11 protein-coding genes and 1 other annotated feature are annotated in these 12,317 nt (G+C 60.5%); of the genes, 6 read left to right on the top strand and 5 right to left on the bottom strand.

The genetic code is table 11. The features are described 5' to 3' along the window. Positions 1–58: 58 nt before the first annotated feature. Positions 59–619, top strand: a complete 561-nt coding sequence (locus FFS49_RS36130; RefSeq protein ID WP_081071076.1) for an alpha/beta fold hydrolase — start codon at positions 59–61, stop codon at positions 617–619. Positions 620–670: 51 nt separating this feature from the next. On the opposite strand, the gene tnpC is transcribed toward FFS49_RS36130, so the two are convergent. Together tnpC and FFS49_RS36140 are read right to left on the bottom strand one after the other, a co-directional pair. Next, positions 671–1,009 (bottom strand): Tn3 family transposase post-transcriptional regulator TnpC, encoded by a 339-nt coding sequence (gene tnpC / locus FFS49_RS36135; protein WP_060092552.1) that lies wholly within the window; start codon positions 1,007–1,009, stop codon positions 671–673. Next, positions 1,002–4,001 (bottom strand): Tn3 family transposase, encoded by a 3,000-nt coding sequence (locus FFS49_RS36140; protein WP_060092553.1) that lies wholly within the window; start codon positions 3,999–4,001, stop codon positions 1,002–1,004. Before FFS49_RS36140 ends, tnpC begins: the two co-directional genes overlap by 8 nt. 392 nt (positions 4,002–4,393) lie before the next feature. Here FFS49_RS36140 and FFS49_RS36150 point away from each other — a divergent pair, with 392 nt between their 5' ends. The 5 genes from FFS49_RS36150 (at position 4,394) to FFS49_RS36170 (ending at position 8,974) form a co-directional block, all read left to right on the top strand. Continuing rightward, positions 4,394–5,086 (top strand): GntR family transcriptional regulator, encoded by a 693-nt coding sequence (locus tag FFS49_RS36150; protein ID WP_060092555.1) that lies wholly within the window; start codon positions 4,394–4,396, stop codon positions 5,084–5,086. Positions 5,087–5,226: 140 nt separating this feature from the next. Beyond that, on the top strand, positions 5,227–6,162 hold the full coding sequence (locus FFS49_RS36155; RefSeq protein WP_060092564.1) for a TauD/TfdA family dioxygenase: 936 nt from the start codon (positions 5,227–5,229) through the stop codon (positions 6,160–6,162). 173 nt (positions 6,163–6,335) lie between these two features. Beyond that, on the top strand, positions 6,336–6,863 hold the full coding sequence (locus FFS49_RS36160) for a 2,4'-dihydroxyacetophenone dioxygenase family protein (RefSeq protein WP_060092557.1): 528 nt from the start codon (positions 6,336–6,338) through the stop codon (positions 6,861–6,863). A gap of 66 nt (positions 6,864–6,929) precedes the next feature. Beyond that, positions 6,930–8,240: an MFS transporter gene (locus tag FFS49_RS36165; protein WP_081071077.1), complete on the top strand. Its 1,311-nt coding sequence runs from the start codon at positions 6,930–6,932 to the stop codon at positions 8,238–8,240. A 5-nt stretch (positions 8,241–8,245) separates the two neighbouring features. Next, positions 8,246–8,974 (top strand): SDR family oxidoreductase, encoded by a 729-nt coding sequence (locus tag FFS49_RS36170; protein ID WP_060092562.1) that lies wholly within the window; start codon positions 8,246–8,248, stop codon positions 8,972–8,974. A 280-nt stretch (positions 8,975–9,254) separates the two neighbouring features. Here the strand turns inward: FFS49_RS36170 and ltrA are convergent, their stop codons facing one another. The 3 genes from ltrA to FFS49_RS36185 all read right to left on the bottom strand — a co-directional run bounded on the left by ltrA (position 9,255) and on the right by FFS49_RS36185 (position 12,218). Further along, complete coding sequence (gene ltrA / locus FFS49_RS36175) at positions 9,255–10,724, bottom strand: group II intron reverse transcriptase/maturase (protein ID WP_081071078.1); 1,470 nt, start codon at positions 10,722–10,724, stop codon at positions 9,255–9,257. A 24-nt stretch (positions 10,725–10,748) separates the two neighbouring features. Further along, positions 10,749–11,986, bottom strand: a protein-coding gene (locus FFS49_RS36180; protein ID WP_105819029.1) for an IS3-like element IS1416 family transposase whose coding sequence is annotated in 2 segments (ribosomal slippage) — positions 10,749–11,695 and positions 11,695–11,986 — 1,239 coding nt in all. Because the reading frame shifts where the segments join, the coding sequence is not laid out codon by codon here. After that, positions 11,589–11,705, bottom strand: a sequence feature (AL1L pseudoknot). Its footprint overlaps the gene before it by 117 nt. Next, entirely contained in the window at positions 11,922–12,218 is a 297-nt protein-coding gene (locus tag FFS49_RS36185; RefSeq protein WP_081071079.1) for a reverse transcriptase N-terminal domain-containing protein, read from the bottom strand. Before FFS49_RS36185 ends, FFS49_RS36180 begins: the two co-directional genes overlap by 65 nt. Between the last annotated feature and the right edge of the window lie 99 nt (positions 12,219–12,317).

Raw genomic sequence — 12,317 nt, forward strand, 5'->3', positions numbered from 1 at the left:
TTTCGAATGCCGATCAGGGTGAGACTACGCTTCTCCCGGGCAGTGCAGGAGATTTCAAGTGCGTGATCTCAGCGACTTCGACATCCTAAGCCTTCCCGGCACACACAGCTCCGGTCCTGACCACTGGCAGACGCATTGGGAAGCAGTATTCCCAAACATGCGCCGGGTGGAACAGGAGGATTGGGACGTTCCTGTCTATGACGATTGGTCTCGTCGACTGACCGAGGCGGTGGACCGATGTCGACGGCCAGTCCTGCTTGTCGCTCACAGTCTCGGTACTGCGCTTGTTGCTCGCTGGGCGCAAGAAGCTAACTCTCGAACAGTGGCTGGTGCATTCCTGGTCGCGACGTCAGATGTCGATCGGCTTGCCGCAACGCCGGGGTATCGAATGCGCGGCTTTGCTCCGGCGATTACGAAGCGGCTTCCATTCCCCACGATGGTCCTCGCAAGCCGTAACGACGACCGCGTAACCTTTGAACGGGCGCGGGCCTTCGCCTCGGCATGGGGATCGAGTTTTGTCGACGTTGGCGCACTTGGCCATATCGGGTCAGCGGCGCAACTTGGTCTTTGGCCGCAAGGACTGGTTTGGTTGGGACAGTTCATTGCATCTGTTTCGTGAGAGCATCGTGATGCGAACCTTGCCCCCTCTACCTTGGCGAGGCGCTTACCCCTATTCGCTATCCGGACGCAGCCGCTCCAGCGGTTCCAAGGACGTTCGCATCTGCTCAAGCGCCACGATCCAATCTTCGAGTTCCACAAGCACCGCATCGGCTTGCTCGACCAGCGTCGGTCCATCGGTGCTGTAGGACAGGCTCGCGCCGTTGATCACCGTATGCGCCATGCCGTGCACACGCAGCAGATCGTCGCGCAACCCGTCCGGCGCGCAGCGTGCACGGATGCCATCGAGCAACTCCACTGCGTGCAAGATGGCGCGGGTGTCGAAGGTCTGCTGCAGCGACTGCAACGCATCACTGTCGACGTCGCCGTAGGGGGTGTTGGTCTCAGGCATGGCGTGCTCTCCGAACAGCCCGGGCTGGCTCAGCGAATAAGCCATCCCGAATCCAGGCCTCTGGCATGCGCTCCAGGTGCAGCTTGTAGTCGCCGAAGCGCTTGATGTTGCTGGTCTGATACGGGCTCAGGAATTCGATGTCGGTCACCTTGACCTGCATGCCTTCGGCCACCATGGTGCGCAGGGCCTGCATCATGTCGGCGGTATTTTGCAGGATCACCGCCGAGGCAATCAGGTCGTTGTAGCGCAGGCGCTTCTGCTGCTCGTCCGGGTCGTTCTCGGGCAGCGCATCGCCGCCGAACGAGAACCACTTCGCGAAACCGTTGTACGACTCGATCTTGTTGGTGGTGGCGGTGACTTCCTGACGCATCTCGCGGCTGCCGATCCATTCGAGTAGGTACACGGTACGCACGACCCTGCCCAGTTCCTGCGCGGCCAGGTACAGCCGGTTCTTGCGGCTCTCCGAACCCAAACGGCGCAGCAGCAGAGGCGAAGAGATGGTGCCGGCCTGGATCGACAGCGCGACCTGCATCAGGTCCTGCCAGTGAAAGGCAATCAGATCCCAGTCGACGACCTCCGAGAACAGCGGTTCGATATGCTTGTACTTGAGGTTCTCATCGGCCTTGTACAGATCCAGCGCCTTCCAGTTGCGGATGCGGGGCATCAGGTGGATGCCGAGCAGGTGGGTGAAAGCGAACACCGCGGCCGACTGGCCCTGGGTGTCGGCGTGCACGGTGTCGGCTTCGACGCTCAAGTTGGCCTTGAGCAGGCCCTCGATGACATAGATTGCCTCCCACACGCCGGGCGGGATGAAGTGCCGGAAGACGGCAATGTAGTTGTCGGCCACATGCCGGTAGGCCACCGCGCCCATCTTGCGATAGCGGAAGTGGTAGCCGGCCAGCAGATCGTTGTCGTAGAAGTCGTACTGGGTGCCGTCGGCGGCCACCGTCTTGCCATCGCCCCAGTGCTTGGGCAAATCCAGGCGCAGGTACAGCTCGATCAGCTCGCGCTGCGCGGTTTCCAGTCGCTCCAGGCTCATGTGCCGGCGGTTCACGAACGACATCATATGCGGCGTGACGCGATCGCCCATGTGGCGCGCGGCCTGGGTCGGCCCCAAGTTGCAACCCATCGCGAAGATCGTCAGCAGATAGCGCTCGGCAGCGTTGCGGATCTTGGGATCGCTGCCCGATAGCGGCCCGAAATGCCGCGTGAACTGGGTCCAGTGCTCGATGTTGGCCAGCACGTCGAGCAGGTTGCGGGTCGGCATGCGGCGGATCAGTGCCTGCTGCAGCGCGACGGCCGAGGGCGGGATGTCGCGGGCGACCGTACGCTTGAGCATCGGTTCGCCGTCGGCGCTGATGGTGACGTGCTGGCGCTTGTCGGGGAAACTCTTGTCCATCGTCTGCGCGGTGTCGGCCAGCCACTGCTTGAGGTGCGCGACGAACTCCTGTGCGTTGGCCGGCAGATCCAGCTTGGCGCAGTATTCGGGCAAGCGGCGCTCGCACTCGCGCCACGGCAGCAGGTGGTCCCGATAGTCGGCAAAGGCGTCCGATCCCATCACACACAGGTCGCCCGAGCGCAGTTCGTTGACCATGTGGGACAGCACGCACAGTTCCAGGTAGCGCCGGTTGGTGGGAGGGCCTTGATGGTGCGGCCGGCGCACCAGCTTGCGCCAGCGCTCCGAGGCGAAGCTGACATCGACCTCGGCGGCGATCCACTCGCGGTGCAGGGATTCGTTTTCCAGAACGACATCGAGCGCGGCCAGCAGCGTGCGCGATTGGCTGGTCGACTCCCATTCGAGCACCCGCGCCAGGCGCAGCATGACGGAGCGGTGAGCACGGAAGTGGCGCCACAACAGCGGCAGGTAGTTGTTGCCGCTGAAGGCCCGCACTTCGGCGCAGCGCTCGCGCAGCGGCTCCAGATCCCTGTTGGGGGCGAGCAGCTTGCGGACTTGCTCCCCAATCCGGGCATCTTCGCCGCCGTCGGCAACGATGTCGACCACGCCATCCAGCACGGTGACGAGGCCTTCGAGCTTGGCACGCTGGCGGGACTGGATGTATTCGAGTTCATCGCGGGCCCGTTTGTGGATCGCGCCCATGCGACGGATGAACATTTCCGCCAGATCGTCGCGGCTGCGCACCCGCATGTGGTTGAGCAACGCCACGATCAGGGTGTAGCGCTTCTCGGGCGGAATCTCCTTGAGGTTGGCCGCATCCAAGCTCATCGCCTGGTTGGCCAACGAACGCAGCTTGGTGGCGGGCACGCCATCCAGCGCCACGGACAGATCGCCAAAGGAGTCCAGCCATTCCAGATGTTCGATCAGCAGATTCAGATGCTTGCGCGAGGGACGCCGGGCATGCCGCTTGATGTTGTTGTAGGCGGTCTGCCGGTTCGTGAATTCGCGTACAAGGAGCCGGTCCAGGCACTGCCGGTCGCCTTCGGAGAGCCGGCGGACGACGCGACGGAATAGCGCGGCCTGCGTGCGCGCGTGAATCTGCCCGGCGATGGTGTCCAGCGTCGAGAACGCCGGCAGCTCGATCTGTTGTAGGAGCAGCGCGTCGATGGTGGCGTTGATGATGTCCACCGGCTGGTCCATCGTCTCGGCGGCTTCGCGGGCGGCGCGGATTGTGACCTCATTGGCGTCCGTGCCGATATAGGGTTGGATGCCAAGATACTCGCGTATCAACGCGTAATGGCGGTACAGCATGGGGGAAACCGTGCGGTCGTAACCGAATGGCGTGTCAGGGTCCAGCCCCGCGCAAACGCGCACGTGGTCCACCACGGCAGCGGGAATCGTGTCGAGATAGGGGAAATAGTGCAACTGTTGGAACACCTTCAGCAGCACGAGCAGGCCGAGCCTGGAACTCCGGCCTCGTGTGGCACGGCCAGCCAAGTCCAATTCCTCCGCGCTCGGCGTGTAGCACGCCTGCAGTTCCTTGGCGGAGAAGACCTTCGGGAAACGCGGGTAGGCGGTACGCTCGACGGTGGCCATACAGGGATCTCGGGAATCGCTGAAGGGCCGGCCAGTCTAGCCGAGGAGGAAAGAGGAAATCCAGGGCGGCTTATAACCAATGGGCATGACCCGCGCAGAGTCACATAACCTACGGGCTTATGATAGCGGATTCGCTTATCTTGGCCAGACCCCCTCAAGGCGGCCGGGCCGCTTCGCGACAACGAAGGCTCAGGCGCTGGCGGCCTGTGGCTGGTTGAGGCGGATTCGCGGAACGCGGTTGATCGATTGGTGCGGACTTATCCCTTCTGGGCGACAAGGTTGCGCAACCCATATCGAGGTCCGCGCTAAGGTAAGCTATGACGTTCTCGCATCTTGCGAAACAACTTTACCGCTTGCTTTAGGAGCATTGTGCCGTGGTGCATATTACGGACATGAATGAAACCGCCGCCGTCGCCGAACCGGCGCTGCGATCGAGCACCACGCTCAACCAGGAGGCGTACCGGCGACTGGAGGAAATGATCGTCACCCTGGAACTCGCGCCCGGCTCCCTCGTATCCGAGTCGATCCTGAGTCGTCAACTCGGTATCGGCACTACGCCGATTCGGGAAGCCCTCCAGCGGCTCGCGCGGGAATACCTGGTGGACATCATCCCACGGCGCGGCGTTGTCGTAACCACCATTGACGTTCGCCGCCAGTTTGAGGTCCTGGAAACGCGGCGCGAACTCGACAGGCTGTTGGGCTCCGCCGCGGCGCGCCGCTCCAGTGCAACAGAGCGCGAATCGTTTGCGGAGAATCTCGAATACACCAAAAAGGCGATCGCCGCGAATGACGTGCGCGAATTCCTGCGCCTTGATGCCGAGCTCAACCAGTTGCTCTCGAAGGCGGCTCGAAACGGTACCGCGGCAGCCTTGGCGTCGACGTTGCATACGGTATCGCGTCGTTTCTGGTTTTATCACCACGACCCACGAACCGCTCTCGTCCAGATCGGACCACTGCACGCGAATCTTGTCGAAGCGATCGCATCCGGCGACCCTGCCCTCGCCAGTACGGCATCAAACCGGCTGATCGACTATTTGGTCGAGTTTGCACATGCGACGCTGCCGCATCACCCCAGCCCCGACTGATTCAATGCCGCTTCGAGAACTTATGCCGCGCCGCAACTAAGGGTTAGCCACCGGTTGCCGTCCGGGAGATTGTCGTCTTACTATGCCTCGTGTTCTGGCATGCCAGTGGCATGCCAGGTGATAACCACCTGGAGGAGACGATGGAGGCAGCAACCAAGCACTATGTAATTTCGCCACTGGCAGACGCGCTCGGCGCTGAAGTAACGGGACTGGATGTCTCGAAGCCGGTGAACCAGGAAGTCATCGATGAAATGAAGCGCGCAATCGCGAAGTACGGTGTGCTTTGCTTTCGCGACCAGATGCTCACCGAGGCAGAGCAAATCGAATTCTCGAAGCTATGGGGCCCATTGGAAGACTTTCCCGAGGAAGACAAGACCGTGGCCGCCCCCACCGTCTACCATGTTGCGAACGTCTCGGCGGATGGCCAGAACCTGCCCGAAACCGATTTTCGCGTGATCTACCAGAAGGTTAACGCTCGGTGGCATACCGACAGTTCCTACCGGTATGTCCCGGCATACGTATCGCTGCTTTATGGCATTGAAGTAATGCCGAAAGGCGCGCCGGGCGGGCGCACCGGCTTCTCCAACATGATCGCCGCCTATGCTGCACTGCCCCAGGCGCTCAAGGACGAGATCGAACCGCTTCACATGGTTCACACATACGAATTCGGCCGGCGCCTATTCCCGGAGCTGCCGCCGGTTTCGAAACACGAGAAGGAGAGCGTGCCCCCGGTAAGCCAGCCGCTGGTGCGCGTCCATCCAGAGCGCGGCAACCAGCGCTCACTGTATTTCACGGCGAACGCCGGAAACGAGATCAGTGGCTTGACGCTGGAAGAAGGGCAAGCGCTGCACAGGAAACTCGTCGAACACGTTTCGCAGCCGCAGTTCACCTACTTCCATGAGTGGAGGAAAGGCGATCTGGTCGTGTGGGATAACCGGACGATGCTGCATAAAGCGGAAGCCTATGACATGAGCAAGTATCGTCGCGTGTTTCGCCGCACCACCGTCGCGGGCGACGGTCCGGTCCTTGGGCCCTATTCGCGGGCCGTGGTCGGTAACAAGCGTGTAGCGACGTAACCGCTTCGAAGCGTCGCGCGCGCAGTGATGACGCGTGGCCCGCGCCGCCTGCATGAGTACTCGTGCTGCATGCGACGACGACCATTACCGATTTCCTTCGGCCGGCGCAGCGGGTTCCTAACCCATGCATGCGCCGGCACCAACATCACTCAAGAGTGACAAGGAGCCAGCGAATGGCTGTAGCCAAACCTTCGGCGGATGCAATGACGCCGTATCAACTGCCCTTTCCCAAGGAAGCGGCGAAGGAGATCGTCGTTGGCTCGGCGATTCCTCAGGACGAGCGCCTCTGGGTTCCTCAGGCGGAGAACGTCTGGTTCCGGCCGCTCTGCCTGAACGTATCGACCGGTTACTGGATGAATCTGCTGCGCGTACGCAAGTCGGGCGTATTGAGCCGCCACAGGCACCCGCAAGCCGTCCACGGCATGGTCCTTAAGGGGCGCTGGCGCTACCTCGAACATGAATGGGAAGCGACCGAGGGCAGCTATGTATTCGAGCCGCCCGGCGAGACCCATACGCTCTACGTCCCGGAGGATGTGGAAGAAATGATCACCTACTTCCAGGTCAACGGCGTGATGTTTTACTGCGACCCGTATGGCAACTACACCGGCTATGAAGACGTCTTCACCAAGGTTGACATGTGCCGCAAACACTTCACAGCGGTGGGTCTGGGCGAAGATTACGTCGATCAGTTCATCCGATAACAGTCAATAACACTCGACAACATCGACCGAACCCAAGGCACAAATAAAGCATCGGAGGAGACAACCATGCTTAAGAAAACATCTCGCCTCAAACATATTCAGGTGGTCGCAATCACGTTTCTGACACTGGCCGGCACCGTCAACTATCTGGATAGAAGCACCCTCTCGATCGCGAACCACTCCGTGAGTCACGAGCTCGGCCTTTCTGCGTCGCAGATGGGTTTGCTGCTGTCGGCGTTCTCGTTCGCCTATGCGTTCTCGCAACTGCCCATTGGCATGCTGCTAGATCGCTTCGGCGCGCGCGTGATGCTCGGCCTCGGCATGTTTGTCTGGTCGAGCGCGCAGTTGTGCGGCGGTCTTGTTTCGAGTCTGCCGCAATTCCTCGTGGCTCGGGTGGCGCTGGGGTTGGGCGAGGCGCCGAACTTCCCTGCGGGCGCAAAAGTCGTCAGCGAATGGTTCGCGGTACACGAACGCGGGCGGCCAACGGGCATCTTCATCACCTCCTCGACCATTGCACCGGCCGTCGCCCCACCCATGCTCACGGTCATCATGCTGGTCTTCGGCTGGCGGACGATGTTCGTCGTGATGGGCCTGCTGGGCATCGCCGTATCGATCGGCTGGTACCTCGTCTATCGGGATCGGCGAAAGGTCCCACTGGAGCAGGAAGAAGTGGCTTTTCTTGGCGCCGGCGAGCCGGAGCAGCGCGCCGAACGCCGCATGACGATTCGCGAGTGGCGCAACCTGTTTACCAAGACAACCACGTGGGGCATGATCTTCGGCAACATGGGCGTGATCTATATGGTGTGGCTGTATCTCACCTGGCTGCCCGCGTATCTTGAGCATGAACGGCATATTTCCATCGCGAACACGGGCTGGCTCGTCGCCATTCCCTACCTGTTTGGCACGCTTGGCATGCTTTCAAGCGGCTTCGTGTCCGACGGTCTGATGGCCCGCGGAGTGCCACCCATGACCAGTAGCAAGTGGCCGATCTGTGTGGGTCTCGTCGGCGCGGCGGCGTTCACTGTGCCCGCCGCTTTCACGCCGAATCTGACGCTCGCGATGATCTACCTGTGCGCCGCGATGTACTTCGTCAATCTGGCAAGCGGCGCGTGCTGGACGCTGGCGACATTCGCGGTGCCACGTCACATGGTGGCCTCACTCGCCAGTATCCAGAATTTCGGCGGCTATTTTGGCGGATCGTTTGCGCCGTTCGTGACCGGCATTGTAGTGGACCGGACACACTCTTTCGTCAACGCTTTCCTCATTAGTGCGATGGTCTCTTTCGCCGCGGCGCTGGTTTATATGTTTGTTGTAAGAGCCAGGATTGAGGATAGCGAACCCGCTGTCTCCACCGTCCCTGTTTCCGACTTCTCCTGACCAATATGACCTTCCAAACGGACCTTTTCAAAGGCAAGACCGCCGTCGTGACGGGCGGTACGCAGGGCATCGGCGCCGGCATTGCGCAATGCCTCGCGCGGCTCGGCGCGCGTGTCATCTCCGGGGGCGTCGCTCCGACCGAAGCCCAGCGCCAGGCGCTCGGCCCCGGTATCGAGGTCGTCGCACTGGACGTCAGTGATGACGCAAGCGTCGCTTCGCTCGTCGAGACAGCCGGATCGATCGACATGCTCGTCAATTGCGCCGGCATGATCCGGCGCGGTGACGAGCTTCGCATTGATGTCTTCGAGGGCGTGATCGCCGTGAACCTTAGTGGCACGATGCGCGTGTGCGCCGCGGCGCGCGAGCGACTCAAAGCGAGCGGCGGAGCGGTCGTTAACACAGCTTCCATGCTGAGTTATTTTGGCGGCGGACTGGTACCCGCGTACAGCGCCAGCAAGGGCGGTGTCGTGCAACTGACGAAGTCGCTTGCGATCGCCTATGCGGGCGACGGTATCCGCGTGAATGCGGTGGCTCCCGGCTGGATTGCGACTCCATTGACTGAGGCGCTGCAGAACGATGAGAGCCGTTCGCAAGCGATCCTTGACCGCACGCCGATGAAGCGCTGGGGCCAGCCCAACGATATCGCGCAAGTCGTCGCATTCCTATGCTCGCCGGCGGCAGCGTTCATGACAGGTGCCGTCATACCGGTTGATGGCGGATATCTGGTGGCATAGCTGACCGCTTTTCAGGCACCGCGCGCTAGAACGAGCATGGAACAAGGGACGGAGCATAGTAGCGTGCAATTATCGGCGGGGCGCGACCGATACCGGACGGTGGAGCGGGTGCAGCTCGCATCGTCGGTAGCGCCCTGGAGGAGGGTTCTGTCGGGTAGCTGGGCGCGGTTACCCGCGTCCAGCCCCCTCAGAACCGTGCATGGGTCTTTCGATCCACACGGCTCAAGCCTCTGCAAAGGCATCTCTCGACACCCGGCTTCACAACGGTATTTTCGGCAGACTAATGATCTCTACGGCAATCGAGATGGTGTACTTGAAGATTGCTTGCTGCGTCCGATCCGCCTTCGGTTCGTTTCACGATACAGCGAACACCCCAAGTGATGCCCGTCGTTATGGGTTCCTGACAGTCAGGACACAGGCCGTCCTGCCGGAGCCAGACGCGGTACAGCTTCGCACGGCCTTTTGACGAGTTGCGCATTTTCGTGCCCCATCGGGACTCGAAGTACGGTTCCCATTTTGGGTCGTGTGGATTGGCGTTGGCTCTGATCTTGACATGCCGCTGGATTGGCGTATCCAATTCTCGTAGCAGGGTAAGCTCGCGTTGCGTTCCATCCTCTTGTTTTTCTGTGACGGCGAATACCCAGTTCCGGGCACCCCGAGTTCTGAAGTATTTTTCCTTCACCCAGGAGGCTCCCTTGTTCGGGTGCCTTCTTACCGCCCATCGCCATAGCATTGACCAGACATCGTCATCAACCCGAGCGAAGGTTTCCTTGGCGACTACATGGCGGTGGTAATTCGCCCATCCACGTAATACCGGATTGAGCAGCCTTATCAGGTTTGCCTGTTTAGCCGTCTTGTTGGCCTTGATGACTTCACGGATTTTGTCAAGATGCGCTTTGACGTTCGCTTTGGACGGCTTCATGAGCAGCTTGCCGTTGTACTTGCGAATGTTCCATCCGAGGAAGTCAAACCCCTCCCTGATATGCGTTATTCGGGTCTTTTCTGGCGATAGCACTAACCCGCGTTCCGCCAGAAATTCAACCACTGCGGGCTTAACCTCCTGTTCCAGCCATTCCTTCGAACTGCCTGTAATAATGAAGTCGTCCGCGTAACGCACCATGTTCATTTTCAGACCTGCCCGCCGTGCCTGCGGAAACTTCTCCGCCAACCTGGCTTCGAGACCGTCCAACGTCATGTTAGCCAAGACAGGGCTGATAATTCCCCCCTGCGGGGCACCTGCCTCGGTCGGGAAGAGTTCGTTCTGGTATACGAATCCCGCCGTGAGCCACTTCTTGAGGATCGCCTTATCCGTGGGGATATGGGCGAGCATCCAGTCGTGACTGATTTTGTCGAAACAGCCTTGAATGTCGGCCTCTAGCACCCATTGCGCACTCGTCTTTTGCGCAAGAGAGGTGAAGCATTGTTCTCCTGCATCAGCGGTTGAGCGCTCCGGCCTGAACCCATAGGAGTTCAGATCGGCGGTGGTTTCCGCAATCGGTTCCAGTGCCAGCAAATGTAATGCTTGCATGGCTCTGCACTTCATGACGGGTATGCCGAGCGGCCTCGTCTTGCCGTTTTTCTTCGGAATCAATACTCTCCGAAGTGGAAGGGGCGAATAGTCCCGCCGCTTCAACGACGCGATCGCGTTGGTCTTTGCCCCCGGTGTTTTCCACGTTACCTTGTCCACCCCGGGGGTGTTCCTGCCTTGATTTTCAGTCACCCGCTTCACAGCTAATGCCTTGAACCGCACCGGGAATCGTGGAGGCCGGTTGGTTTAAGTTAATGCAGGCACTTCAGCAGCATTTCTGAGTTGCCTGTAGTAGTTTGCCTCAGCCTCGGCGGGCGGGATATAGCCGAGCGGTTCCATCAGCCGATGATGGTTGTACCAGGCGACCCATTCCAGCGTTGCCAGTTCGACGGATTCCCTCGTTTTCCAAGGAGCGCGCCGATGAATCAGTTCCGTCTTGTAGAGACCGTTGATCGTTTCAGCCAGCGCGTTATCGTAGCTGTCGCCACGGCTGCCGACGGACGGCTCGATACCCGCCTCGGCCAAACGTTCGCTATACCGAATGCTGACGTATTGAGCCCCCCTATCGGAGTGGTGTATCAAGGTCCCATCGTCGCCCGGTTGGCGCGCGTACAGCGCCTGTTCGAGCGCATCCAGAACGAAGTCCGTGCTCATCGACGAACTGACGCGCCAACCGACGATGCGACGGGCAAACACGTCGATCACGAACGCCACGTACAGCCAACCCTGCCATGTCGAGACATAGGTGAAGTCAGACACCCAGAGCTGATTTGGGCGCTCAGCCTTGAACTGCCGGTTGACCCGGTCCAGCGGGCGCGGGGCGCTCGTATCGGGATTCGTCGTGCGAACTCGCTTGCCGCGAACTGTGCCTCGCAAGCCCTGCAGCTTCATCAGCCGCCCGACCGTGCAGCGTGCGACCACAATGCCCTCCCGGTTCATCTGCTTCCAGACCTTCGGCACACCGTAGACCTGCATGTTGGCCCGCCAGACACGCTTGATCTCGGGTTGCAGGACCTCATCGCGTTTGGCACGAGCGCAGCGTTTGGACGGATCACGAAGCTGCGCAGCATGGCGTCGGTAGCCCGACGGGGCGATCCGCAATACCTTGCAGATCGGCTCGACCCCGAAGGTGTCGCGATGCTGATCAACGAAGGCCTTCAGGACTTGAATCGGCGGTCGAGCTCCGCCTGGGCGAAAAACGCGCTCGCCAGCTTGAGAATCTCGTTGGTACGGCGCAGTTCCTTGACCTCACGCTCCAGGGCCTTGATGCGTTCACGCTCGGCCGTGCTCACGCCATCACGTTCCCCACGATCGATCTCCTCGCGCTTGACCCAATCCAGCAGCGTCTGCGGCGTACAGCCGATCATCGGCGCAATCGATTCGACCGCCGCCCACATCGACGGATGTTCGCTACGCTGCTCACGTACCAGACGCACTGCGCGCTCCCGGACTTCCGGGGAAAACTTGGTTGCCTTCTTGTTCATGGCTCGATTCTCTCAAGAATCCGAGCCTCCACAAAATTCGGTGCGGTTCAGCCTTGCCGCTGAACGAGTGGGTCAGCAACCATTGCAAGGCTTTCACCTTGTTATGGCGGCCAGCCTGTAACGCCTTCACCATACGCGTCTGCAGCCTTCTTACGTGTCGTTGGACCTTGGCCCAGTTGATGCCGTCCCACGTCGCGCTAGAAGGTGCACATGCCTGTTGGAGCGGCCCCACGTATCTGAGGACACGAGGACTCTCTTAAAATAAGGGATAGTCTTGTGCCTATCAGTAAGCCTAGTCATTACGTGGAAAGCATCGAAATTCTGACCGAGC

The sequence above is a fragment of the Burkholderia sp. 4NA327C6 genome (genome assembly GCF_005502655.1).
Lineage (GTDB): Bacteria > Pseudomonadota > Gammaproteobacteria > Burkholderiales > Burkholderiaceae > Burkholderia > Burkholderia contaminans.

Coding starts and splice junctions, on each gene's coding strand:
- tnpC (WP_060092552.1), bottom strand. CDS start 1,009: ATGCCTGAGACCAACACCCCCTACGGCGACGTCGACAGTGATGCGTTG.
- FFS49_RS36155 (WP_060092564.1), top strand. CDS start 5,227: ATGGAGGCAGCAACCAAGCACTATGTAATTTCGCCACTGGCAGACGCG.
- FFS49_RS36170 (WP_060092562.1), top strand. CDS start 8,246: ATGACCTTCCAAACGGACCTTTTCAAAGGCAAGACCGCCGTCGTGACG.
- FFS49_RS36140 (WP_060092553.1), bottom strand. CDS start 4,001: ATGGCCACCGTCGAGCGTACCGCCTACCCGCGTTTCCCGAAGGTCTTC.
- FFS49_RS36160 (WP_060092557.1), top strand. CDS start 6,336: ATGGCTGTAGCCAAACCTTCGGCGGATGCAATGACGCCGTATCAACTG.
- FFS49_RS36150 (WP_060092555.1), top strand. CDS start 4,394: ATGAATGAAACCGCCGCCGTCGCCGAACCGGCGCTGCGATCGAGCACC.
- FFS49_RS36165 (WP_081071077.1), top strand. CDS start 6,930: ATGCTTAAGAAAACATCTCGCCTCAAACATATTCAGGTGGTCGCAATC.